The following is a 25907-nucleotide window of genomic DNA, read 5'->3' as shown; positions in this document are numbered from 1 at the left end:
TGACCGGGAGTTCCCGCTCCAGCACTTAAAATTATAGTAACTTCTTCCCCGACTGTCGTTGACTGCGGAGACAGTTTTGAACCCTGAAATTGATCGGAAGCGCGAAAGTCCACGGGGCGAAAAAAAGGATGTTCTCCAGATGTGGAGAGCATCCTTTCTTATTTCTGCGCCGGCCGGGGATTTTTTCAAAAACGCCCCGCACTCCCGTCCGCCGTGCACCGGCTCCAATTTGCTCCTCGTGGTGCGGGGAGCGCAGAAGATCCTTTGCTCAGGCGTCACTCTGATTCGCATAGTAGTCCGTCAGACGTTTGATGGAAAGAGACAGATAGAGGTTAAAAGCCGCGGGCATTTTCACAATATCATATCCAAGCCGCCGGCCGATTTTATTCAGCCGGTACTTTACCGTGCTCTCATGGATATGCAGAAGTGCCGCCGCCTTTGATGTATTTTGATTCGCGTCAACCAGATATACCGTCAGTGTATGCAGCATATCTGTTTCGTCGCTGTGCCCGCAAAGCGGTTTTAAGTCAGAAAGATATTTTTCTTTCATGGCGGCATTGTTGTAAACCACATGATGGCAGGTCTCCGCGAAGGACAGTTCACGCAACGTAAAGATTTTTTTGTACGGATAGATCACACATGCGGTGGAGCAGTATTCTTCCATCAGCATGTACGCTTTCCTGCTGTCCAAAATGGAATCCAGCCCACCGCACCAGATCAGCAGCTCGTCCGGATACCGCTCGGAAATGCTTTCCTCAAATTCATTGGCAAGTTCTTCATCCACTTCCAAATGCTTATCATCATTCATAAATGCGACAACGCCTTTGTCAAACGCGTCAACAATTGCGGTTTTTCTGTTGTCGTAAAGATACTGCTTCACCAATTGCTTTTGCGCCGCGACCGTCTCCCGGGAAATGTCCGGAAGGATGGACCTGGGCCGCAGCACCCACATAATGCGGAGAGCCTTCAAGTCGATCCGAAAGCTCCCGGCGATCCGGTAAGCATCCCTCTCCTGCTGAGAATTTAAAATAATGCGTATCAGATCATCGGCTTCTTCCTTTTGCAGGTTTTCGCGCCACAAGCTATAAGAAGTCTGCAGCACTTCCACCGCCTGTTCCAGAAGTTCAGCATCGAGCGCATCCCTTTCAGCCATTGCGTATAAACGCAGTCCCTGCCACTGTTCCGCGTCAAATACGCACCGGCAAATTTCAAATTTCTTTTCGTGCAGTGTAAAGCAAAAAGGAAAGGATGCCTGCGTATTGTCAGCGCAGTCCCGAAACGCGTTGACATACTCCTCGGAAAGAGACATTGGCCAGGTAGCCAGCCCATGTTCCCGCCCACTCTGGTCAAGCAGCAAAAAGGAATACCGCAGGCGATCACTGAGCAGGCGGAGGATCCCTGATATGTTCCTCTGCCTTTCCCGCATATTGGCGATCTGCCTCAGCAATAACGGGACAAACCGCTGTTCTTTTTTCCGATCGTCAAAGATCCGTTCCAGGACCTCGGTAATGACCTCGTTATACCGGAGATTGTAAGCGTTTTCCGGCATGACGATCAGCGGAAAGTCCAAATTATTCGCCGTGTCGATCAGCCTTTTGTCGATGGATTTCAGCCAGTATCCCACATAATACAAAATCAGCCCGACCTCTCCGACTTCATGAAGGCGTTTGACCGCAACACACTGCGCCTCCACATCGTCCATAACGGATGTGAATGCGGAAATGATCAGCTCGTTTCCCAGAAAGAGGTCATCCGCCATAGCAAATACCTTGGCATATTCCAGTACGGAAACCGCCGTCACATATTGATCCAGGCCCTTGTGACCGGCAACGACTTTTGCCTCCCGCAAGGACGGCAGATGCAGGCAGTCTCTGACAGTAAGGCCCATAACGACTCCTCCCCAAAATCAGCCAATACAATCCTGTGATGTCATTAGTATCCTATATTTTTCATGCAAAATTTGGCGACTCTCATCGTGCGGCCCTTATCCCGGATCATTTCCCGCGCATGAAGGCCAAAAATCACGGTTCCTGACGAAAGAGGTCCGGCCCACTCCTCTTATATTTCAGGAATATTTCAGATTTCCTGTATACAATAACTTCACTCAAAATGGGAAGAAGGAATCAGTCCATGAAAAAGCTGCTCTCCATAGCACTTGCGCTGATGCTGGCGGTCTCCTGCATGAATGCGGCCGTGTTCGCTTCAGACGCGGAAGATACGACCGTCATCAGGTTATCCGACAGCGGGATCACCGTGGACGGAAAAACGGCCCCGACCGATGAGACGGCCGCCGTCTACACAGCCCACGACATCGTGTACTACGAAGCCGGAAAGGGCTTCACCTACGGGGAAGGCACCGCCGCCGACGAGCATGATGCCGGTGAAGCGGCGGCCCACACGGTCGTACACATCACCCAGCCCGGCACTTATACGCTCAGCGGCAGTCTGTCCGCCGGGCAGATCGCCGTGGATTTGGGAAAGGACGCGGTGGATGATCCGAACGCAGTGGTGACGCTGGTCCTCAACGGTGTGGACATCACCTGCACCGTGGCCCCCGCCGTAATCTTCTACAACGTCTACGAGTGCGGCTCCACCGATGCGGAAACAGCCGTAAAGGATGTGGATACGTCCGCGGCAGGCGCCCGTGTGGTCATTGCCGATGATACCGTCAACCATATTTCCGGCTCCTATGTGGCCAGAATTTATAAATCCTATACCCTCAGCGAGGATGGGACCCAGGTGACGGACAGCAAAAAGCTCCATAAATACGACGGCGCATTCTATTCCAAGATTTCCATGAACATAGATGGCGGCACCCGCGGCACCGGTGTGCTGGACATCACCGCCGAAAACGAGGGTCTGGACTCGGAGCTGCACCTCACCATCAACGGCGGCAATATCAAGATCCACTCCGGCAACGACAGCATCAACACCAACGAGGACGGCGTCTCCGTCACCACTATCAATGGCGGCAGCCTCACCATCGATGTCACCGGCGAGACCGGGGAGGGTGACGGCATCGACTCCAACGGCTGGCTGGTCATCAACGGCGGCACCGTCATCGCCGCCGCCTGCGGCTCCAGCATGGACGCCGGCATCGACTCCGACATGGGCATCTACCTCAACGGCGGCACCGTCATCGCCACCGGCAATATGTATGACAGGATCGACGGCGGAAACAGCAATTACGCGGTGTTCTCCTTCGCCCAGCGGCAGTCCGGCGGCACGGCATATTCCCTGAAAAGTGCGGCAGGAGAAACCATCGCGGAATTTACTCCCGCCAACGATTTCACGTATCTGATCTACGCGTCTCCTGAGCTGACCGCCGGGAACTACACCTTCTGGCAGGGAAATACCCAGCTGGCGGGACTTGCGTCCAGCGGCGCGGGCGGCCCCGGCGGCGGAAAGGGAGACCAGGCGCCTCCCGCCGGTTTCGACCCATCGGAAGTTCAAAAGCCCGACGGTGCTCAGGGCCAGCGTCCGGAGGGCATGCCGGAACCGCCCCAGGGCGGCTTCCCGGAGGGCATGCCGGAATTTCCCCGGGGTGATCTTCCCGAGGGCCAGACGCCGGAAGCGGGCATGATGCCGCCGGATGGCTCACGCCCCGGTCATTTCGGCGGTGATGCCCAAAGCGGCAGCCGCACAAAACTCTTTGCGGTTACAGCCGGTGGAAGCTTCTTCACCGGCCTCTCTGCCGCCACGGACGACGATTCTGATCTCCCCTTCTCTGATGTGGCGCCGGACAGCTGGTGCTATGAGGCTGTAAAGTCCGCCTATGAGGAGGCCGTCATCACCGGCACCTCCGCCACCGCGTTCTCTCCCGACAAAGCACTGACCCGCGGTCAGGCGGTCACGATCCTGTGGCGGCTGGAAGGCAGCCCCGTGGTAAACTACGCCATGAATTTCTCCGATGTGACGGAAAACACCGATTGCGCCGAAGCGGTCCGCTGGGCAGCATCCTGCGGGATCGCACAGGGTTACAGCAGCGGAGCTTTTGGCGTCAGCGATCCCGTCACCCGGGAACAGTTCGCAGCCCTTCTTTACCGCTGCGCGCAGAGCAAGGGGCAGGGCTTCACAGGCACCTGGGCTTTCCCGCTGAATTATCCGGACGCACAGCAGGTCAGCGGTTTTGCTTATGAACCGCTGTGCTGGCTGACGATGAACGGCGTCATCTCCGGCACGAACAGCGGCATGCTGAATCCTCAGGGTACCGCCACCCGCGCGCAGGCTGTTGTGATGCTCCAGCGGTATCTGGCCCTGTAAAAAGCGCATCCCTTAAAAAAACCGTCAAAAAATGTCCCGCCATACGGCTTTCAGCCGCATGACGGGACATTTTTTATACATGCGTTGGTGCTTTCAGACAGTGCCGTTTTGCGAACGGTTCAGGTATTTGACCGCCGCCCGCAGCTTGCTGCGGTAGCCCGTGCACCGGCAGAGGTTTCCGGCCAGATACGCCTGCACCGTCTCCTCGGAAACAGGTGCGGAGACCTCCTTCTCCATGGCCAGTATCGTCATGATATAGCCGGGTGCGCAGAAGCCGCACTGGTCGCCGCCTTCCGCCACCAGGTATGACGCGAGAACGCGGGCCTGCGGTTCCACACCCTCCACGGTGGTGACCTCCCGCCCGCTCAGACGGCACAGCAGCAGAGAACAGGACAGCACCGGCTTTCCATCCAGCCAGACCGTGCACATGCCGCAGGTCCCCTGCTCGCACCCGCATTTGACGCTGGTGCATCCATGCTCCCGCAGGGCGTCCGCCAGCGTCTGGGACAGAGTGGTCTCCCAGGTCACCGGCCGCCCGTTGACATGTAAACTTACCTGCATACGCCCTCTCCTTCCATTGCCCGCCGGACGATGGCCGGACAGATCCGGCGCCGGTAATCCGCCGTGGCTTTCAGGTCATCCCCCATGCGGAAGGATGCGCCGCAGTCCGCCGCGATCTCCCGGATGTCCCGGCTGGCCGGACAGGTTCTGACCTCGGTCAAAAAGGGCCGGGCGCCTACGGCGATCCGCCACGTCCCCTCCCGCAGGCAGGCCGCCGCGCACAAAATAGGTTGGTCCACATAGCTGTTCCGCACGGCGCAGAAGCCCGTCTGCCCCGGCTCCCGGTCCACCAGAAGCTCGCAGACGATGTCCTCCGGCGGTGCGTTCAGGTACGTCTCCAGTGGGACAGTTCCGCCCCGGTACAGCACCGCCTGCGCGTCCAGGGCCAAAAGCGCCGTCAGAAACTCGCTCTGCGGGAAGCGTGCGCCCACAGCTCCGCCCACGGTGATGAGGTTCCGCAGGGCCGGGCCCTGGAGGTGCCGCACCGACGCGGGCAGGATCGACAAGCAGCCCGTTTGCAGCGCCGGGTCGGTCTCCAGCGTCCGCAGCACCGTCATCGCGCCAATGCGGAGCCGGCATCCGTCTCGGGTGATCCCGCTGGGCAGCAGATGGGTCAGTTCCACGCCTACCGTGGGCTCCCCCGCCTGCAGCTGGGACAGCGTTCCCCCTGCCAGCGCCGTGTGATGCGGCAGGCGAAGCAGTTCGTATGCCTCCTCCAATGAGGCGGGCGTTTTCAATTCCGTCAGCTTCAGCATGGCAGGCGTCCTCCCTTCTCTTTTTGCTCCTCCAGCGCGGCCAGCACCTTTTCCGGTGTGATGGGCAGGGTGTTCAGCTGGCAGCCGGTGGCGTGGAGCAGCGCTTCCCGGATAGCGGGAGCCGCCGTATGGAACGTCACCTCACCCATGGACTTCGCGCCGTAGGGACCGGAGGGCTCGAAGCTCTCAAGGAATTCCACCTGGATCGGCGGAACGTCCATGGAACAGGGGATCCGGTATTTCTGCAGGTCATTGGAAAGCATGGCGCCCGTTTTGCTGAACCGCATGTCCTCATAGAGGGCGTAGCCCATGCACTGGGCGATGCCGCCCTCCACCTGGACCCGGGCCAGATTGGGATTGATGACCGTGCCGCAGTCCACCATGGCCACATAATTCAGCAGCGTCACCTTTCCGGTCTCGGTATCCACCCGCAGCTTGACAAAGCCCGCCACATAGGGCGGCGGCGCGGAGGGACATTTGAACGCGCCCGTGCAGGTCAGCTGCTCCGCGCTGGAGAAGCTGGCGATCTTATGGGAAAACTCCTCCAGGGTGTCCACCCGGTTTCCGCCGCCGTCCAGCAGTTCTCCGTCCGACAGGTGCGGCGGTTCTTCCAGACCGTAGAGCTTCTGCGCCGTCTCCCCGATCCTCCGGAGCATCTGCTCGCAGGCGTCCTTTACCGCATTGCCTGTCACATAGGTGGTGGAGGAGGCGTAAGCACCCTTGTCGTAGGGGGTGGTCTTGGTGTCGGACACCTCGATCTGCACCCGCTCCATATCCACGTTCAGCGTCTGGGAGGCGATCTGCAGCAGGATCGTATCGCCGCCGGTACCCAGGTCACAGGCTCCGGCAAACAGCGTAAAGCTGCCGTCATAATTCAGCGACACCGTGGCGTTCACGCTGTCCAGCCCGCCGATGCCGGAGCCGTGCATGTCAATGGCCATGCCGACAGCCTGGATCGTGTGGTCATCTACCCGATGGCTGGGGTATTCCTCCTCCCAGCCGATCAGCTCCCGCCCCCTGCGGATCAGTTCCTCCAGCCGGCTGCTGTTCACCACGCCGCCGGAGAGGAAGGGGTGCTTCTCGCCCTGATGAATGATGTTTTTCAGCCGCAGCTCACTGGAGTCCATCCCCAGCTTCCAGGCCAGGTCACTGACCGCTCCCTCCAGGCCATAGACCACCTGGGGCGCGCCAAAGCCCCGGAAGGCGCCCGCCGGCACCAGGTTGGTGTAGGCGGCCCGGCCGGTGAACCGCTCCGCCTCGCAGCACCGGTAGATGGGCATGGTATTGCCGCCGCCCACGTTCAGCACGTCAAAGCTGTGCTCCCCGTGGGCGCCGCCGTTGATGAGCATATCAATGTCCAGGGCACGGAACGTCCCGTCCCTGGACGCGCCCAGGCGGATGCGGGAGCGGGCCGCGTGGCGGGTATTGCTGATGGTCATGCTCTCCTCCCGGGAGAGGACCAGGGCGCAGGGACGGTCGGTCTTCAGCACGGCCGCCGCCACCAGGCCCTCGAAATAAGAGGTGTTCTTGCCGCCGAAAGCGCCGCCCACCTTGGGCTTGATGACCCGCAGGCGGTAGGCAGGGATCCCCAGCCCCTCCGTAATGATGCGCTGGGTATTGAACACCGACTGGCAGGAGGTGATCATCACCAGCCGCCCCCGGCCGTCGGGATAGCAGTAGGTGCGGTGGGTCTCTGCCTGAATATGGGCCTGGGCCTGGGTGTGGACGGTCACGTCCTCCACCACGTCGCAGTCCGCCAGAACGGTCTCCACATCCTGATAGACCCGGTCCTTCCGGGCGATGATGTTCCGCTCCGGGACATGGCCGTTGTCAAAATGGACAAAGCTCTCCCCCGGTCCATAGAGCGGGATGCCGTCGTCAATGGCCGTCTCATAGTCGAAATGGGGCGTGCGGAGCCGGTAGGTCACATCCACCAGGCGGGCGCCTGCTTCGGCGGCCTCCTCCGTCTCCGCGACTATCACGGCCACCGGCTCGCCCACGAACCGCACGGTGCGTTCCAGGATCACCCGGTCATGGGTGGACCCCTCCGGGGCCGCCTCCGCTGCCAGAGTGATGGGATGGTCCTGGGGAACGTCCTCATAGGTCAGTACGCACACCACGCCGTGGACCGCCAGGGCACGGGCCGTATCGATCTTCTCAATATAGGCAAAGGCGTGGGGACTCTGTACGATTTTCAGCCGCAGGGCGTTCCGGGGGATGAAATCCTCCACATACAAAGGTTTGCCCAGGCAGGCGGCCATGCCGTCCACCTTTCCAACGGGCTTTTGGATCACGGGATCCGCCTCCTCTCTTTCATGCCGGCGTCCGGCCCGCTTTTCATTTCAGCAGAGCCTCCATGACGCCCTGATAGCAGTCCGCCACTTTGTGCAGCTCGCTGAGTTCGATGTACTCGTTGACCGTGTGGGCCAAATTCTCCCGGGACGGGCCGATGCCCAGCGTGCGGATACCGGCCTCGCCGGCGTAGTGGCTGCCGTTGGTGCAGAAGTTGTACTGGGTGATCTCCGGCTCATAGCCCATCTCATGGAGCTTTTCCAGCACATCCTGCACAAAGGGTTCCTCCCGGTCATACAGCCAGCCGGGGAAGAATCGCTCCCCCTCGATGGTCTCGCCGGTGTAGCACAGCTCCTTCCCCACCGCGAAGGACGCCTTCGCCTTCAGGGCAGGGTCCTCCGCCATCATCCGGTCCAGCAGGTCCTGGATGGGCTTCAGCACGCTCTCCTTGGTCTCGCCCACCAGCAGGCGGCGGTCATAGGTGGCCCGGCAGTATTCGGGGACCACGGAGGCGCCGGGATAGGGCGAGGACTTGATGTCCGTCAGCTCCAGGATGCCCTTGCCCATGACGGGGTGGCTGGGAGGCGTCAGCTTCCGGATCTCCTCGATGACGCGGCACATCCCGTACACGGCGTTGACGCCCTTCTCCGGGTTAGCGGAGTGGGCGGGTACGCCGAAGGTCTCCACCACGATCTCGGCCCGGCCCCGCTGTCCGATCTTCACGTTGCACAGGGAAGCCTCGCCGATGACCACCACATCCGGCTTCACATATTCGCTGATGGCCCGGGCCGCCACGCCCTCAAAGCACTCCTCATGGACCACGCCGGCCACATAAATATCTCCGGCGAAATCATTTCCGCAGTCTTTTGCGAAGAACACAGCCGCCGCCAGCATGGCGGACAGGGCGCCTTTCATATCCGAGGTGCCCCGGCCGTACATCCGGCCGTCCACGATCTCAGCTCCGAAGGGGTCGTGCTCCCACTTGGAGGCATCCGTCACCGGCACCGTGTCCATGTGCCCGTCAAAAAGGATGCGGGGACCGGGGCGGCTGCCCTTGATATGGCAGATGCAGTTTCCATACCGGTCCACATGGATGTCGCGGAAGCCGTTGGCCTCCCAGAAGGTCTTCATCTCCTCCGCCACCAGGTTTTCGTGGCCGCTGTAACTCTGGGCCTTTATCATCTTTCCGCAAAGCGCGGTCAGCTGTTCCTTTCTGCTCTCGTCCATCATGGTCATATTCTCCCTTTCCTCATTTGATTTTCTCATAAAATTCGGCTGACTGCTGCTCCCGCTGCAGGTCACGCTCCGTCTGCGGCGCGTTGTCCGCCGTCAGCGCTCCCGTCGGGCACACGTCCACACATAAGCCGCAGCTCCGGCATTTGTCCATATCCACCCGCATCTCCGGGAACTCCAGTTTCCTGGCGCCGTAGCAACACACCCGCTCACATTTCCGGCAGGCAACGCAGCGCTTGCCGCCGTCCTCCCGGAAGGGGGAAAAGCGGAAATCCAGGGCGCACACCGTTTCCTTTTGGGGGAAGTTCGGCAGCGCCGCCCGGTACGCCTCCTGCACCGAGCCGTAGCCCAGCTCCGCCAGCAGCTCCGAAAGGCCCATGCACAGCTTTTCCACATACTCCACGCCGTGCAATATCGCCGCGGTGCAGACGCCCACGCCCATGGCCCCCGCCATCAGGTACTCCACCGCGTCCTCCGGCTTCATGCAGCCGCCGGATGCATACAGGTTCCGCAGGCCGGGGTTGTTCCGGGCGATCTCCGCGTTGATGCGCATGGCGATGGGCCGCATGGCCGCGCCGGTCATCCAGCCATAGCCGTCGCCGCTCATCAGCGCCGGTCTGGCATGGCGAATGTCGATCTTCAGCGTCGGGCCGATGGAGTCAATAGCGCACAGTCCGTCGGCGCCGTGCTCCAGGCACCGCTGGGCGGTGGCCACCGTATCGGGCCAGTTGCCGCTGAGCTTGCAGATCACGGGGATATCCACATGTGCCTTTGTATAATCCAGCATGGGGAGCAGGGTTTCCTCGGTGTAGGACACCAGCTCGATCATCTTCGCGCCCGCCAGCTCCACATCCCGGACGATGGCCTGGGCCTCCTTGAGGGTGTGGCCCACGCTGCCGATCACCACGGCTCCGGCCGCCGCAGCCCGGGGGATCTCCTCCTCATACCAGCGGAGGCGGTCATAGTCCGACCACTTCTCGCAGTTGATGAGGGAATCGGAATTGACGGCCCCCATGTGGCGTGCAGGATTCACCGCCGCCTCCAGCCGGATAGTCTTGGTGACCACCGCACCGCAGCCGGCCCGGTGGCCCCGGATCAACCCCTCCGCGCCGTAGCACAGGGGGCCGGAGGTCAGAATGAACGGGCTTTGCAGGTGAAGGCCGCAGAAGTCAATGTCGATGGACGCGCCCTTCAGATTCTCTTTTTGAAACATGTTGTCCTCCCGGGCACCCGGCGGTGCCTTTTTGTTTTCATACTAAAACCTGATAAAAAGCGGCTTAAAGCGGCTTTTTATAGCGCAAAGCGCGTCAGGTTTTTATGAGACGGCGCGACGCACGGCACGTGCGGCACGAGCATGCGCAGCATGCGGGATTTCAAATAAAGTTTTATTTGAAATCAGTATCAAGCGGATGGGAGCAGCCCCAGCAGCCGCGCCAGATTATCGTAAAAAATACTTCGGATCAGCTTTTCGCCGTACCCACGGCGGGCCATGGCCTCCGCCAGGAGGTGCATCTCCTCCACGCCCCGGATGCCGCCGGCGCCCACGATGTCCCCATCCCAGTCGGAGCCCAGGGCCAGGGTCTTTTCGCCCCCCAGCTCCAGGAAGTGGTCAAAGTGGGCCAGCAGATCCTCCATCCGGTCTCCGCCCACAAAAACATTGTAGAGGTTGATCCCCACCACGCCGCCGCTGTCCCGGATGGCCCGGAACTGGTCGTCGGTCAGGTTCCGGGTGTGGCCGCAGACCGCCCGGCTGTTGGAGTGGCTGGCAAACAGCGGCAGCTCCGTAATCTCCGCCAGATCCCAGAAGCCCGGGTCGGACAGGTGGGACACATCCATCAAAATCCCCATGGACTGGGCCTTGCAGACGAATTCCCTGCCCGTGCCGGACAGTCCCCGGTCCGGATCCTCCCGGTGGCTGCCGGAGATGGCGTTGGCGTGGTTCCAGGTCAGGTTAACGGACCGCACGCCCCAATCCCGGATCTCCTCCAGCCGGCGGGTACTGCACTCCAGCAGCTCGCCGCCCTCAATAGACAGCATGGCGCAGCGCATCTCCTCCGGGTGCGCGGTCCGCTCCCGGCAGAAGCGCTCGTACATCCGCCGGACACGGCCGAACAGCCCCTCCGGCGGCACATCCGCGCCGTCGTGGAACATGGCGAAGATCTGCCCCGACGGTTCGTATGCCGCCAGCCGGGTCAGGTCGCACTGCCCGGTGGTTTTCAGCAGGCTCTCGCCGGTGTTCAGGCACCGGCTCAACGTGTCGCAATGGGCGTCCAGATACGGCAGCTTCACTTGACGTCGGCTCCTTCCTGCAGTTTCCAGAACCGGTCCGTCACCTCCGCCAGCTCCCGGCGGACGCGTTCCCGGTCCAGCGTGGTCAGCTTTCCATCCCGCTTCAGCCAGTGGCCGTCCGCCATCACGTGGGTCACATCCCCCGGATTCCGGAACAGCACCAGCTGGTCATATACATTGTGCTCGTTGATGGGCGTGGGCGTATCCATGCGGACGCAGATCAGGTCCGCCAGCTTGCCAGCCTCCAAACTGCCTGTCTCGGTCAGGTGCAGCGCCCGGGCGCCCATGGACGTGGCCATGTCCACAACGGTCTTTGCGGGCATCACCTGGGGGTCCTGCTGGTACGCCTTGTGGATCAGGAAGGCACCCCGCATCACCTCAAAGAAGTTGTTCACATAGCCGTCCGTGCCCAGGCCCACCGTCATGCCCCGCCGGAGCATCTGGGGGACCGGAGCGACGCCGCCGCCCACCTCGCAGTTGGAAAGGGGCATGGTCACCACGCGGACGCCCCGGCGGGCCAGGATGTCCAGCTCCTTCTCCGTGGCCTGCACCACCTGGGAGGCCAGCGTGTTCTCATCCAGGCAGCCCCATTCCTCGTAGACCTCCACCGGCCGTTTGCCATAGTGCTCCGCGCACCAGTTGGGCTCGAACACGCTCTCGCTGAGGTGCATATGTGTCAGCCCCCCGCGCTCCGCGGCTAGGGCCTTGGCCTGCCTGGTAAACGATTCGTCACAGGTGAACAGCGTGTGGGTACTCATCAGTCCCTGCACGTTCTGTCCGGCGGTCCGCTCCATGAAGGACGCGTTTTCCCGCAGGCCCGCCTGCCCGTTTTCCTCGCTGATCCGCTGGCAGGCCTCAAAGGACAGCAGCCCCCGCAGACCGGCCCGCTCCACGATCTCCCGCTCCACCTCCAGCGCTCCCGGAATGGCGTTGGGGCCCTCCAGGATGTCGGCGAAGGAGGTGACGCCGCTGTCGATCATCTCCACGCAGGCCCAGGCGGTGGTGGCAGCCACCAGCCGGTGGTTCAGCCGGTTCTCCACGTAGGGCCACCAGAAATCATCAAGGAAACTGGAGAACTCTGTCACCATCGTCTCCGCTGTGATGCCGTGGGACAGGAAGCCGTACATATGGTTATGACCGTTGACGAACCCGGGCATGATCAGATGTTCCGGCGCCTCCAGCACCTCGTCTTCCGGGGATACCGGCAGTTCCCCATTGGCCGCCACAGCGTCAATGCGGCTGCCTTCCACCCGGACGCCCCAGTTCCGGCGCAGCCCATCCGGTGTTAAAACCGCGCCGCCGTGAATGATAATTGCTCCCATTCACTCACTCCTCCCTTGTTTCCTGATGAAATGGCTCTCTGATCAAATATTGACCCATCGGCGTTTCCGCTGTCAAGCGCCCGTTCTCCATCAAAACCTGTCCCCGCAAAAGTACGGTCTCCACTTTTGCCCGCACCTGCATGCCCTCATACGGCGTATAGTCCACCGCCTGCATCTGCGCGGCGGCGGAGAGCACATGGGGCGCGTCTGGGTCCAGCAGCACCAAATCCGCATCATAGCCCGGCGCGATCTGTCCCTTGCGGTGGGACAGGCCGAAGATCCTGGCCGGGTTCCAGGCTGTCACCGCCGCGATCTGCGGCAGCGTCATGCCCTGCGCCGGGCCATAGGTATACAGCAGCTCCATGCGGTGCTCCACGGATGGGATGCCGTTGGGAATTTTCCGGAAATCCTCCCGCCCCAGCGTTTTCTGGTCCGCGAACCGGAAGGCGCAGTGGTCGGTGGACACCGTCTGCAGACCGCCGTTCCGCAGTGCCTCCCACAGGGCGTGCTGGTCCTCCGGGGTCCGCAGCGGCGGGGACATCACATATTTGGCTCCCTCAAACCCGGGCAGGTCATACCGGGAACGGTCCAGCAGCAGATAATGGGGACAGGTCTCGCCGAAGATCGTCTGTCCCCGGTCTCTGGCCCGGCGGACTGCCTCCGCGCCCTCCTTCGTACTGATATGAACAATGTACACAGCCGATCCAGCCAGCATTCCGATATCTGCCGCCCGGGAGACCGCCTCGGCCTCCACCAGGTTCGGGCGGCTGTCCGGGTGGGCGGATACCTCCCCCTTCCGGGCTTCCAGGTCCTCGGAAAGGGCGCGGAGCAGGCCGTCATTTTCGCAGTGAACGCAGACGAGAGCCCCCAGCCGGGCCGCCTCCCGCATGATGCGGAACAGGGCATAGTCGTCCACGCCGATGTCCTTTTGATAGGCCGTATATGTCTTGAAGGATGTCACACCGGCGGCCGCCGCCGCGGCCATCTGGGCCGGTGTGTCCTCCGTCCACGCGGAGACGGTCATGTGGAAGCCATAGTCGCAAAAGGACTTCCCCACCGCCTTCCGGTGCCAGTTGGCAAGGCCCTGCTGCAGGGTCTCCCCCTCAGCACATTCGGCATATTCCAATACCGTAGTCGTTCCTCCGGCAATGGCGGCCAACGACCCGCACCGGAAGCCATCGGCTGTGGTGATGTCACCGCAGGGCATATCCAGGTGGGTGTGGGCGTCGATCCCGCCGGGGGCAATATACCGACCGGCGGCGTCCAGCACTTCCTCGCCGGGGGCTTTCAGCAAATCAGGGCCCATTTCCACGATCACTCCATGTTTCACGCGAAGATCTCCGGAGATGACCTTTGACTTCAGAATGATATTTCCGTTTCGTATCAGCAATGTGCAGCCCCCGTCTCTTACCTACCTATTGAAAAAAAGCAGACCAGGCCAGTAACCTTTGAGAAAGGTTACCAAACCTGATCTGTTTTTTTATACTATATCATACATTGTGCAGCCAATGTCAACAATTTTTTCAGAATACACAGTTCCGGCCCCTTCCGCACAGGAATGACGGCTCCGCAAAACCTGTGGAAGCCTCTACCGCCGTGCTCCGCATTCATTTATTTCCAAAGGTCTATCCCTACCCGCAATGTCTCGGCGGACATGGACCGTGTGAAAGCGGTGTACGCCTCGGACATTGGATAGGTCTCTGTCAAAAATGGGCGAACATCAATAATACGCCGTCCCAGCAGCCGTGCCGCGGTATAGAAGCCCTGAGAAGTCGGAGAATAGGAGCCCATAATTTTTTTCTCACTGTAATGCAGGCTCTTGGGGCTGATGCTGATCGGCGTATTTGGACTGAACGAAGTATAGTACACGATCCTGCCGACCTTATCCAGTGCATCCAAATACAGCTCAGCCAGCTGCGGAATCGGTGCGGTGATAAACACCACGTTGGCGCCGCGCCCGCAGGTCAGCTCCTTAATTCTCAAAATTGGGTCACAGGCGGACGGATCCACGATCTCATCAGCGCCCATCCGTGTCGCCAGCGCAGCACGCGCAGGATCCATTTCCACCAGGATCGTCCGGGTCCCCCGCTTCTTGGCAAGGACATTATGGAGTTGACCCATAATGCCTCCGCCCACGATCACGACATCCTCGCCAAACTGAAGGTCCGCCTGCTCCAGGCTCCGCAGGCAGCAGGCCACCGGTTCCGCGAAAGCCGCCTCCCGGAGGTCGCAGTTCGGGTCCGGCAGCGGGAAGACACGGCTGACAGGCAGCGCAATATACTGGGCCATGCCGCCGGAACCGGGCACTCCGTCGTAGAAGCGCTTTTTAGGCGTGCCCACGCACTGGTTGTCAAGGCCCCGATAGCAGAATTCGCAATGGCCGCAGCTGTCCAGCGTCTTTACCACAACAGGATCGCCCTCCCGGAAGGAGGTGGGTGTCCCCTCCGGGACCCATGCAACCACTCCGGAGGCTTCATGCCCGGGCAGAAACGGCATTTTCATGCCATCTCCATTTTGAAAGATCCGCTGTTCCCATGTGCAGATCAGGCAGTGCTCCAGGCGGATCAAAATTTCGCCCGGAGCCGGCTGCGGAACGGAAAACTCCTGCACCTCAATGGTCTTCTCGCCCGTCACGACAAGGGCTTTCATTTTCGGAGGAATCATACCGCCCCTCCTTACAGGTGAATATCAGAGGCCGACGCGCCCTGATGCACCAATTTCACCAGAGCCCGGGTAACAGCCTCCGGGTCAGGATGGTTCCAGACGTTCCGCCCGATCGCCACGCCGGAAGCGCCCAGCTTGATGGCCTTTTCAATGCAGGAGAACAGGCCGGGAAGCTCTTTCGTCGCAGCGCCGCCCAGGATGACGACCGGCTGATAGGAAGCCTCCACGATCTGCCGGAACTCCTCGTCATTTCCCACGAATTTTGTCTTGATGATGCTGGCTCCGTATTCACATCCGGTCCGGACAGCCAAGCGGGTCTCCTCAAATGTGGGCGCGCTGTTGGCAAATCCGCCCGGCAGCATCTCCGCCATCACCGGCACGCCCCATGCGTTGCCCTGGCGGACCAGCTCGCTGACATTTTTCATGCAGGCCTGTTCTTCCGGCACGCCGGGGAAGCCATTGCAGGCCACCGCGTCAGCGCCGATGCGAAGGGCATCCTCCACGGAAAACAGCAGATTGGGACAGCCGGTCCCGCCTTTGCTGGTCAGAGCGGAATAGCCTCCGTCGCAGCGGACGATCACGCCCACATCCTGCAGAATATCCATATATTTGACCGCGATGCCATAGGACAGCAGCAGCGCGTCCGCGCCGCCGGCAATGATCGCCTTTAAAATCTCCTCAGTATGGTCCAGTGCCGGGTTTACTTCCATGCCCATGCCATGATCCATGGCGACGATGACGGTCCTGCCGTCTTCACCGAAAATACGTCTCATCCGTTTCATACTGTTCACTCCTCGCTTTCTCGCTTATGCCCGTGCAGGCCGCCCTGTATTTGACGCCATCAGCTCCCGCAATACCGCAGCCGCTTTTTCTGTCATAAAATCATACAGGAGCTTTCCCTTTTCCGGCGTTGCCGCTTTTGCGTCGCCCATCACACCGTCACTGGTAAAATCACTGGTGGACCATCCCGTCTGCCAGCCGGGCAGCTCAAACATCGCGGTGCAGGCCTTTGTCATATCAACGAGCTCCGGATACCGGTACAGCATCAGGCTGGTTTCGATCTCTCCGGCATGGATCTCCCGGGGGACCGGGATGTGGGACAGTTCGGGAATCGCTTCAATGCCGGGCCACAAAGTAGACAAGTCGATGCCATATACATGTATGCCGTGCTTTTTCTGCCATGCCTGCGCCACACCGAACAGGATCCCCGTGTTGCCGCCATGAGAATTCAGCAAAATGACGTGGCGAAAGCCATGCTCCGCGGCGCAGCCGACAATATCATCGATTTGTGCAATGAGCGTCTCAGGCCGCAGGCTGACGGTTCCCGGAAAATCCATATGCTCCATGCTGCGCCCATAACTCAGCCGGGGCATGAACAAAAGGTTGGTATCAGGCTCATATTCCTGGTCTTTCAGTCCGCTGACAAACATTTGCAGAATATAGTCATCCGTTCCCACCGGAAGATGAGGCCCATTCTGCTCCGTGGAGCTGACCGGCAGGATCAGGAAAGTCCTGTCGCGATCCAAATCCCGAAATTTCGGCCATGATAATGTCTCATAATCAGCAATCACTGCAGTCCCTCCAATTCCAGATCTGCCGTTTCGTTCCCGATATCAGCGGCGCAGTTGATGATCTCCAAAAGCGTCTCATGCAGGGTCTTCGCATAATACTCCCTGAGCAGAGCACCGGTTTCCGGCTTTGCATCCGCCGCGTTGCCCCAAATCCCAAGCGGCGAAAAATCATCGGAAGACCAGCAGGTATACCAGGGCGGAAGCCGGACCGGAACATTGCGCGCTTTATCCATCTCCACAAGCTCCGGGCAACGGGAGAGGAGAATGCTCGTCTCTTTTTCTCCGGCATGGATCTCCAGCTCCGGTTGGATATGCGTCAGGCCCGGCACAGTATTGTAATCGCTCCAGGGCTGCGGCGCTTCCAGATCAAAGATCTTCAGGCCGAACTGTCGCTTCCACACCTGCGGAAGGCCTGTCAACATACCCGTATTGCCTCCGTGTGTATTCAGGAAGATCACATATCGAAACCCATGCGCCGCCACACTGGACAGCAAGTCTTCCAGGACCGAAAGGAAGGTTGCCGGCCGCAGTGTCACAGTGCCGGGAAAGGACATGTGCTCCGCGCTTCGGTCGTAGGTCAGGGGCGGCAGGCATAAGAGCGTCGCGTTTTCCGGCGCTTCAAACGCCGCCAGATCCTCCAGGATGGTCCGTCCGATGATGGCATCGGTGCCGACCGGAAGATGGGGCCCGTGCTGTTCCGTGGAGCTGACCGGCAGGAGCAGAAAGGTGGTCCTGCGGTCCAATGCCGCCAGCTGCGGTGCGGACAGCGATCGGTATTCTACATACATACTCCGTCCGCTCCTCAAACGCAGATGCCGGACTCCCGGTGGAACAGCAGCGCTTTTTCCATCCGGAACGTAATGCCGATCTCTTGTCCCTGTTCAGGCACCGCGGTGCTGGGGACTCTGCAGCTGATGACCTTGCCGTTGTACGCAAGATATAAGGCGGTAAGGCCCTCTCGGAAAACATCTCTTTGATGGTTGAAGTACCAGATAAGCTTTGCCTCAAAGGAGGTTCCGTCTTTCTCAAAGCCCGGCCACAGGCGGCGAAGCATGGCTGCCTCATCACAGGCCCGCCGGTCCTGCCAGGTGACGATGGGAGTCACCGCATGTCCCTGCCGGTCGGCAAACACAATGCTGGGCCCATGTCCGCAGAGACCGATCCCGGCAATGCTGCCGGGTGAAACAGGCTGCCCGGAAAACAGTTTCTTTACGGCTTCTGCCACTGTCTGCCGCACTGCGGAGGCATCCTGTTCCATCATTCCCGTGCCGGCCGGATAGTCCGCTGACGCCTTATAGGAGCAGCCGTTGTCGAAAGCCAGCACCTTAATACTGCTGCTGCCGATATCAATGCCAAGATACATGCGGTGCCCTTCCTTCCTGCCGCTGTTATGTGCCGCTGGTGAATATGGGCGAAGCCCAGGCCGCGTTTCCGTTCGTCTGCAAAACCTTCACCCACCAGGCGTGTTCCTCTCCATCGGGAGATATCCGCCAGCTTGCCGTGCAGCGGCAGGATTCACCGTCCTGCAAAGCAGACGTAAGGTCAAATTCCACAGAGCAATGCGGAGCGAAAGTGAATTTTACGGTTCCGTTCATCAGCTCTGACCGCCGCACGCTGCAATTTCCCTGGGCGGAGTGAAAATGTATGACCGGGTCTCCCTCGCCGGATAAATGCAGGAGCAAGCCGTCATAGTCCCCCGAAGTCGTGGACAGCCAGCTGACCGAAGACGAGGTATGCATTTGGATCCCCTGATCCGCCCTGTCAATGGCATAGTTTTCCGCCGAGCGGATGCGGCCGTTTTCTACGCTGAGGGTTCCGTCCCAAGTCGTCGATTTATGTTTGCCGCCGGGGATAACACCCCTCCAGCGGATACGGACGCACCGCTCATCCGCGAGGCGGGGCCTGATGTCCGCCACCACCCGGTCCCAGTCATAAATCAGGATCTGGTCAATGGGATAGCGGCCTATGGCCTCTACACGGAAAGATGCTTCTCCGTCCAAAACACAGCTGTCTCCCATAAATGCGCCGGTATCCAAAGAGGTGCGCAGGCAGAGACGGTCAATGGTCGAGGCGAAGCAATGGCGGGCGCGGAGTGCCCTCCAAAGGGATTCCCGGCTCAGCGATTCCGCCCATATGCCGCAGTAGCCGGAAGCGACATCAAAACCGCCGGAGGGCGTCGTTCCGCGGCCGGGATAAAACAAGCCCAAGCGGCAGGTATGGTCATCGCTGGAGGCGACAAAACCCACTTTCAATCTGCGGCGCATAGCCTCCAGTGCAAACCAGTCAAATGTCCCGTGATGAGAATGGACCTCGACCGCGGGAGAATACCGCTCGTCAAGAAATGCCAGGTTTCCGCAGCGGCCGCCCACATGGGGGATCGCCATCACATCATCCCGGTTTTCAAACCGCTTCCACAGTTCCGAAACCGGAGTCGTGATCAAATCGGGATCTGCATTGGGTGCGGAGACCCAATTGCTGCTGGGGTAAAAGCACGGGCTGTCCCCCCGGAAGAAGATATTGTAATCGCCTCCCACCGGCGTGCTTCCCGACCACTCATACCCGAGGAAGGGCACAAACCGGTCCTCCTCCAGGTAGGCTGCGGTTTTTTCCCGCACTGCGGCCCAATCTTCATCGGTGATCTCAAAATCGTTGCCCTGCCAGCCGGCGAAGTCGATCCCCGCGACATTTCGGGCAAACAAGTAATACTCGTCCAGAGTCCCGGTTCCTAAGGTATTGGCGTTCTGGCCGTGCATATCTCCCCAGTAAAGCCGCAGCCCCGGATGCTCCTCCACCAGGCAGGGATTGCTCCTGCAAGACCAGCCTTCCGCCTCACAGCCGACCTCAATTTGAAAGTAGCCGACATGGAGCGCCAAGCACGCTTCCACCCGTACCACTCCACCGGCCGCATCCGCAAAACTGATTTTCCGCGGGTATGTGCAGATCTCCGGGTCAGCTCCAATGATTTTCAAGTCCACTTCACCGTGCCAATCGGGACACGGGTTTCCCATATCGTCCAGGCAGCAGACCTGCAGCCAGAAAGTCTTGCCGGCTTCCACGCTTCCCGGAAGCACTGCGTTGAGGCAATGGGGAACCCCTGCGCGGACCGCCACCGGCAGGCCGGTCGCTGCCACATCCCGGAATATACCGGAGCCTGTGACATCGACCAAAAGGCGGAACAGATGCCCAGCCTCCTGGAAAGATTGCGCGCGGATCCCGGGACCGCCGCCGCTGGTGTCTCCCATCGTAATGATGACACGGTCTCCCGGCTTTAACGAGCCCCGTACCACTGTGACCAAAAGGCTGTTCGTATAAGGACGCTGATAACGGGAATAGCAAAGGGATAATTGCGCATTGCCATCCGTTGTTACCGTTGTATAGCCGGATTTTTCGGGGCTGTCGAACTGCGGGACCTCCCAGTCGCTTACCATTCTCCATGCAAGCCGGATCGCTCCTGAGTCTTCGATCCCATAGCTACCGGTTTCGTACGTAAAGGTCCAAGTCCCCATCTGCCCGGCAGCCGCCGTGTCAGGGCTGACCCAGCAGCGCCCAACTCGTTCTTGATTCAGTAGCATATGTTCCTTCATTTGAAACACCCCAGGGTAAAAAAAGCGCAATGAGGCTACTTACGCCTCATTGCGCCTTCATACTGTTATTCGATCAAAAATGCCTTGCTTACTGTAATGTTAGTATATTACTGTTCTTCAGAAAGTTCAAGTATAATAACAGACAGATATGAATAAACATTTCCGTCTAAGTTCATAAATTCATGTGATAACCGCCAAAATCCCATTGACATTATCCGTTTTTGAACTTTCCAGCCCTTTAAAATCAAAGATGGCTGCTATAATTTTTTCAAATACTGTTTCACTATAATAGAACGTTTTTCCGATCAATATGTCGGCGGCGTATTGACCTGCAGGAACACGGTCTCCACGTCATGTTCATTGATGGCGCGATGCAGAAGTGATGAGCGATAGTAGATCATCCCACCTTCCGGGATCTGATAATGTTGGTCTTCCAAAATCACGGTGACAATGCCGGACATGCAGTAAATAAATTCCTCCCCATAGTGACTGGAGGCCTTGCTTCCGGAATCGCCGAATGGCGGCAGATGGTTAATGGATACGTGCATGGCGGCGCGGCTGCTGTACATCAGGTACTCCTGCAGAGCCGTCCCGCTCTCCGCCTGATACAATACTCTTGTACACCGCTTCTCTTTTGGAACGATCACGATATCCTCATTGACATGGTTATCCAGCAGATCAGCCAGCGGGACTTCCAGCACATTAGCGATTTTTTTCAGGGAATTTACGGTGATATTCACCTTTCCGTTTTCGTAATTGCTGAGATATGACAGTGACAGTTTTGTCTGCCCCGCAAGCTTCCGCAAAGAAATTCCCTTAGCCTGCCGAATCCGCCGAACATTGATGCAGCTGGTATCACCATTTGAAGGAAGCACTGTCCCTTCTAATTCCATTTCTCCTTTCAAAAAGACTCACCTCTTATTACGATCATAACATGCTCCAGCAGTATGGAAACAACGAAGGAGCGTTTGCCTGCCCAAGCGATTTTTTCATATTGCGTTCATCATATCATACTGCCGGACTGTCAGCAACAAGGAAATATTCAGGCACGCCGTTTACATCGGAATGGGCACTCCGTTCATTTCGGAATGGCTGCGCTTGCAACGCCGCAAACGACATTGAAAATGGCGGTAAGAGGCATTAGTGACGGAGCGTCCGCAATGATAGCCGAAATTGCAAGCAGCAATACCACTGCCATGCACACGAATGTGATCCATTGAATTTTTTTCAGATCGATCTTTTCTGCTCGTTTCATATCCCATTCCGTCATTGTCCGAACTGACGGTAAGAAAGTGTTTTTCATTATATAGCTTTTCTGTTTGAAAAGATAGTCCGTTTTCCAATGCGGAAAGGCTTCCTGAGATCCTCGGATCTCAGGAAGCCTTTCCGCGGATTTCTCAATGCTTCTTCCGCTTTTATGCGAAGCTATCCTCCGTGCCCGGAACCAGCAGCTCCAGCAGCTTGCCGCAGCTGACGGGCGGAGAAAAGTAGAACCCCTGGATCATGTCCACCCCCCAGTCGGAGAGCAGCTCCAGTTCCGCCGGGTTCTCCACGCCCTCGGCAACCACCGTGAAGCCCATGTTCTGCAGAACGGATACGGTATTGCGGTAAAGCGCAGCGGATTTTTCGTCGGTGCAGATACCGGACAGCAGGGAGCGGTCCATTTTGATGACGGAAAACGGGAGCTTCAGCACGGAGTTCAGGTTTGCGTAGCCGGAACCGAAGTCATCCAGGCAAAGGCCGATGCCGGCGCTTGTGAACAGGTCGATGGTCTTCCACAGGGTTTCGCTGTAATCGGTGGCCACGGTTTCGGTTATCTCGAAGGAGAAAAAGGACGGGGGAAGGCCGCTGTCCCGGATCGTGTCGACGAGCTGCTGGATGTGCCCTTTTTTCAGCAGCTCCATAGGGGACAGATTGACCTTGACGCCCTGGATCTGCTCCATCAATTCGGGATGCGCCTTCAGGAACGCGCAGATCCGGTGCATTTGCAGCAGCCCCAGCCGGGCGATCTGGTCGCTCTTTTCCGCGATGCCGATGAACACCTCGGGGGAGACGGGACCCAGAGTCGGATGGCGCAGGCGGCTGAGCGCCTCAATGGTGACATACCGCTTTTGCACGGTGGAATAGACGGGCTGGAAATAGACCTCAAAGAGGTCTTCCTCAAAGGCGGTCTGAAGGAAATGCTCGATCTCCTGCGTGTAGCGGAAGCCCTTCAGCGTTTTTTCGTCTCCCTGGATCAGGACAGTCTGGTTCGTGGAGGTGATCAGGGAGGAGAGATAATCCAGATACCCCAGCAGGAATTTGCAGTTGTCCAGCCGCTCGGCGTGGATAATGCCGCAGATCACCACGGGAGAGGAAATGCTGCTCCCGTTGATCTCCAAAGGCTGGGAGAACATCTCCTGGATCTTCCGCTGGGCGGCCTCGTATTCGGAGATGGTGGGGCAGATCAGCAGAAAGCGCTTGCCGGTGCTGCGGAATACCCAGGTGTCCTTCCCCACCAGCTGCAGCATCTGCGCCATTTGGATCAGCGCCTGATTGCCCACATCCGTGCCCAGAATGCGGTTGATCCGCTTTAACTGGCACAGGTCCACCGACAGCACATGAAAGCTCCTTTTGCGCAGGAGGAGGTGGCCGCACTGCTCCCCAAAGTAATTCAGGTCGAACAGCCCGGTAAGACTGTCCGTGTGCTGGTAGGGGTTGTTGATGGTAAAAAACAGGATGGCGATGCACATTGCGATCCCGAAGCCGGTCAGCAGGATGTCGTGGTAAATGAACTGGATCGCCACGCAGATGCTCACCAGGACCAAAAGCTCGCGAATGGCGCGGACCTTCTGCCGCCCCAGCTGAGAGGCGTGAACGAAGCTGCTGGCGGCGACCAGAAGGATATAGACGCCGGCGAACAGATACATGCCGAGATAGTAGGGCCCGCGGACGTAGCTGCCGGAGCTGTCGATCCGGAAAAACAGTCCATTCCAGTGATTGAGCAGAATGACCAGGGTCATCAGAAGCGGGGGGACCATGCGGCAGACCGACTTCCAGCGGGGCGGGGACCGGTCTGATTCGTAGTAGGTCCGGATATAGCTCAGCAGAGAAACGGGTACCAGTACCTGAAGGAGATACAGTATCGTCAAACAGCATTCGCTGATCCAGGCCAGATCCGGCCGCGCCAGGGTGATGAGAAGGGTACACACCAGGTCAAATACGATGTTTGCGATGCCCAGCAGCAAAAAGATGAAAAACGACTTTGTACTCCTGGTGTTCAGGGCCCGCTGCTCCATAAAATGTCTCAGGATGATCAGCAGGAAGATCAGTGCGGACAGCAGGAAGTCCACATTATATGCCATAATGCTTTCCCTCCCGCCCCTGATTTGCGGAGGAGAACTCCGTGAATTGTTGCTCCTTCTGCCGCTGCTTGCAGGCGTACATGGCCTGGTCAGCCTCATATTTCCAGTCGCTCAGGCGTTTGCTCCGGCCTGTCTCATCCCGGAGCAAACTTGCACCGCAGGCGATGGACAGCCGGTGCCGGGTATCCTGATTGTACAGGCGGACGGCATCCTCCAGCCGTTTCTGCCAGTCCTCCTCATTGCCCTCCGGGTCCGGCAGAATGGCGGCAAATTCATCGCCGCCCACGCGGTAGCAGGTGCCGATCCCGGAAAAAGCAGACTCAATGCACCGGGCGGCCGCAATGATCAGCTCATCGCCCACATTGTGCCCGAATTGGTCGTTGACATATTTCAGCCCGTTCAGATCCATAAAGAGCAGAGCCATATTGCCGCGGCTGTCAGAGCCCGATTCCAAATTTGTCAGGTATTTTTCAAAGCCGCGGCGGTTGGCAAGGCCGGTGAGACGGTCTTCCTGGGAAAGCCGCTGGTAAACGATGGCCTCCGACTTGAACCGCAGGTTGGCCACCATGGTATTGATCAGCGAGCACAGCAGGCAGATGATAAAGACCACGATGCCGAGCTCAAAAATCACGCCATAGTAAGAGATCTCCAGCAGCCAGTACAGCAATATGGCCAGCAGTCCGCCGGCAGTCAGAATGGCAAAGGCGATCAAAGTGACCAGGATCTCCCGCTGATGGGTCCTGGCATACTCCCGCAGCATCAATACGGCGATCAGCCCGATGCCGGCGGCCAGCAGCAGATGCGTGACCGGCAGCATGTCGATAAAGCAAAAGATGCCGAAATAATCCAGCAGGCTCTGCGCCGCGGCATTCAGGTAGAAAAGCAGCAGGCACACGTTGAGGCTGCGGAACCGGCCCATTTCCCCGGTGTTGCGGACAAAGTGGATCATGGGGACAGCCAGGGTCATAAAGGCGTAAAAGGATATGTAGCACACCGAGGGAGACATATTGGTGAGCTGCTGGATCAAAGAGGAGTCCAGGGCGCACCAGACGGCGCAGATGAACAGGAAGCAGGCTACATTGGCAAAGCGGGGATCCGGCATGCGGTTGCGCAGCAGGTAGATATGGATCCCCAGCGCAATGATCCCTATGAGCAGCATGGTAAAGACGGTGACAAAGGTGAACACGTCGCTGGATGCCTGCCAGCGGAAAACGGCGCTGCTGCTGCCCAGATAGACGGCGGAAAGTTGAAAATGTCCGTCCCCGGGATTCTGATAGACCAGGGACAGCCGCTGGCTGTCCAGGTCGCCCTGAAGGGAGGCGGTGCAGTACAGCTTGGAACGCATCTGTTCATTGCGGGGAAAATCCGAGTCCTCATAAGCGTAGAGGACCTGATCTCCCAGCAGGATGCGCAGGCGGTAGACGGCCCCCCGGGTGGTCAGGGCATTGCTGGCGTCGGCGGAGGAAAGGCTGTCATTGTAAAGCACCAGATCTTCGCCGCCGTCCAATGTCAGAGAGCACGGCAGCTCGACATCCACTCTCTGTCCATTCTGCATAGAATACCAGCCGTCCAGCTGTTCCACGCCGTCCGGAGCGGAAGGGCGCTGCAGCCGCAATGTCCCCAGGGAGAGAAACACAGCGGCCAGCACAATGAGGATCAGAACTTTTTCAATCAACGGGAAAAGTCTGCGCTTGTCAGTCATGGCATGGGCCTCTTTTCGTGCAGAATATTGAGAAAGCTGCTCGTCCGGTCAGGTTGGGCTCCCGAGCGCTGAAAGTCAAAAAATAGCCGCGATTTTTGCGATGTATGTAACTGAAGTATACCTTTCCGTTTTGGCGAAGTCAATGCGCTTTTCCGGCGCGCCAGGGATCAGCTCTCCCAAAAGCAGGAAAAGCGCAGTCGTATTGTGCTTTTTTACACTATTACGTTATTGTGTTATCGCTTTATTTTGGTAAATTTTTTCGGTGTCCGGCTATTGGAACGGCGCCCGGCTTATGTTACTATTTTATATAGATTTTACCTAGATTTA

General features: G+C 58.8%; 20 protein-coding genes. 1 reads left to right on the top strand and 19 read right to left on the bottom strand.

The features are described from left to right. Positions 1 to 268: 268 nt before the first annotated feature. Positions 269 to 1888 (bottom strand): PucR family transcriptional regulator, encoded by a 1620-nt coding sequence (locus tag JQM68_RS00410; RefSeq protein WP_235220938.1) that lies wholly within the window; start codon positions 1886 to 1888, stop codon positions 269 to 271. 242 nt (positions 1889 to 2130) lie between these two features. Here JQM68_RS00410 and JQM68_RS00405 point away from each other — a divergent pair, with 242 nt between their 5' ends. After that, complete coding sequence (locus JQM68_RS00405) at positions 2131 to 4263, top strand: S-layer homology domain-containing protein (RefSeq protein WP_235220937.1); 2133 nt, start codon at positions 2131 to 2133, stop codon at positions 4261 to 4263. Between the two features lie 93 nt (positions 4264 to 4356). Here the strand turns inward: JQM68_RS00405 and JQM68_RS00400 are convergent, their stop codons facing one another. From JQM68_RS00400 to JQM68_RS00315, 18 genes are all read right to left on the bottom strand, one after another. Continuing rightward, a complete protein-coding gene (locus JQM68_RS00400; RefSeq protein ID WP_235220936.1) occupies positions 4357 to 4824 on the bottom strand; it encodes a (2Fe-2S)-binding protein in 468 nt (155 codons plus the stop codon). Then, positions 4815 to 5579 carry an FAD binding domain-containing protein gene (locus tag JQM68_RS00395; RefSeq protein ID WP_235220935.1) on the bottom strand — a complete coding sequence of 255 codons (765 nt, stop codon included), beginning with the start codon at positions 5577 to 5579 and terminating at the stop codon, positions 4815 to 4817. The genes JQM68_RS00400 and JQM68_RS00395 overlap by 10 nt, the downstream gene beginning before the upstream one ends. After that, positions 5573 to 7873 carry a xanthine dehydrogenase family protein molybdopterin-binding subunit gene (locus tag JQM68_RS00390; RefSeq protein WP_235220934.1) on the bottom strand — a complete coding sequence of 767 codons (2301 nt, stop codon included), beginning with the start codon at positions 7871 to 7873 and terminating at the stop codon, positions 5573 to 5575. The genes JQM68_RS00395 and JQM68_RS00390 overlap by 7 nt, the downstream gene beginning before the upstream one ends. A 43-nt stretch (positions 7874 to 7916) precedes the next feature. Then, on the bottom strand, positions 7917 to 9101 hold the full coding sequence (locus tag JQM68_RS00385; protein WP_412758441.1) for a YgeY family selenium metabolism-linked hydrolase: 1185 nt from the start codon (positions 9099 to 9101) through the stop codon (positions 7917 to 7919). A 19-nt stretch (positions 9102 to 9120) separates the two neighbouring features. Then, positions 9121 to 10317, bottom strand: a complete 1197-nt coding sequence (locus JQM68_RS00380; protein WP_235220932.1) for a 4Fe-4S binding protein — start codon at positions 10315 to 10317, stop codon at positions 9121 to 9123. A 188-nt stretch (positions 10318 to 10505) separates the two neighbouring features. Next, positions 10506 to 11393, bottom strand: coding sequence for a dipeptidase (locus tag JQM68_RS00375; RefSeq protein WP_235220931.1), 888 nt, complete (start codon positions 11391 to 11393; stop codon positions 10506 to 10508). Then, the gene (locus JQM68_RS00370; RefSeq protein ID WP_235220930.1) at positions 11390 to 12715 is read right to left on the bottom strand and encodes an amidohydrolase family protein; all 1326 of its coding nucleotides are present in this window, start codon (positions 12713 to 12715) and stop codon (positions 11390 to 11392) included. Before JQM68_RS00370 ends, JQM68_RS00375 begins: the two co-directional genes overlap by 4 nt. Before the next feature lie 4 nt (positions 12716 to 12719). After that, positions 12720 to 14105, bottom strand: coding sequence for a dihydropyrimidinase (hydA, locus tag JQM68_RS00365; protein ID WP_268821354.1), 1386 nt, complete (start codon positions 14103 to 14105; stop codon positions 12720 to 12722). Between the two features lie 221 nt (positions 14106 to 14326). Further along, positions 14327 to 15379, bottom strand: a complete 1053-nt coding sequence (locus JQM68_RS00360; protein WP_235220928.1) for a zinc-dependent alcohol dehydrogenase — start codon at positions 15377 to 15379, stop codon at positions 14327 to 14329. Between the two features lie 11 nt (positions 15380 to 15390). Beyond that, on the bottom strand, positions 15391 to 16161 hold the full coding sequence (locus tag JQM68_RS00355; RefSeq protein WP_235220927.1) for a class I fructose-bisphosphate aldolase: 771 nt from the start codon (positions 16159 to 16161) through the stop codon (positions 15391 to 15393). A 24-nt stretch (positions 16162 to 16185) separates the two neighbouring features. Continuing rightward, on the bottom strand, positions 16186 to 16950 hold the full coding sequence (locus JQM68_RS00350) for a creatininase family protein (RefSeq protein WP_235220926.1): 765 nt from the start codon (positions 16948 to 16950) through the stop codon (positions 16186 to 16188). Then, positions 16947 to 17738, bottom strand: coding sequence for a creatininase family protein (locus JQM68_RS00345; protein WP_235220925.1), 792 nt, complete (start codon positions 17736 to 17738; stop codon positions 16947 to 16949). The genes JQM68_RS00350 and JQM68_RS00345 overlap by 4 nt, the downstream gene beginning before the upstream one ends. A gap of 14 nt (positions 17739 to 17752) precedes the next feature. Further along, on the bottom strand, positions 17753 to 18313 hold the full coding sequence (locus JQM68_RS00340; RefSeq protein WP_235220924.1) for an FGGY family carbohydrate kinase: 561 nt from the start codon (positions 18311 to 18313) through the stop codon (positions 17753 to 17755). A gap of 25 nt (positions 18314 to 18338) precedes the next feature. Continuing rightward, entirely contained in the window at positions 18339 to 20534 is a 2196-nt protein-coding gene (locus tag JQM68_RS00335; protein ID WP_235220923.1) for a DUF3604 domain-containing protein, read from the bottom strand. 305 nt (positions 20535 to 20839) lie between these two features. Then, positions 20840 to 21439, bottom strand: coding sequence for a helix-turn-helix domain-containing protein (locus tag JQM68_RS00330; RefSeq protein ID WP_235220922.1), 600 nt, complete (start codon positions 21437 to 21439; stop codon positions 20840 to 20842). Between the two features lie 173 nt (positions 21440 to 21612). After that, entirely contained in the window at positions 21613 to 21789 is a 177-nt protein-coding gene (locus tag JQM68_RS00325; RefSeq protein WP_235220921.1) for a hypothetical protein, read from the bottom strand. 160 nt (positions 21790 to 21949) lie between these two features. Next, positions 21950 to 23878: a GGDEF domain-containing protein gene (locus JQM68_RS00320; protein ID WP_235220920.1), complete on the bottom strand. Its 1929-nt coding sequence runs from the start codon at positions 23876 to 23878 to the stop codon at positions 21950 to 21952. Then, positions 23868 to 25580 carry a GGDEF domain-containing protein gene (locus tag JQM68_RS00315; RefSeq protein WP_235220919.1) on the bottom strand — a complete coding sequence of 571 codons (1713 nt, stop codon included), beginning with the start codon at positions 25578 to 25580 and terminating at the stop codon, positions 23868 to 23870. Before JQM68_RS00315 ends, JQM68_RS00320 begins: the two co-directional genes overlap by 11 nt. Positions 25581 to 25907 lie beyond the last annotated feature (327 nt).

The organism is Oscillibacter valericigenes, from assembly GCF_021531435.1.
Classification (GTDB): Bacteria; Bacillota; Clostridia; order Oscillospirales; family Oscillospiraceae; genus Oscillibacter; species Oscillibacter valericigenes_B.
The sequence above is the reverse complement of the archived record's forward strand: the minus strand, read 5'-3'. Positions and strand labels throughout refer to the sequence as shown.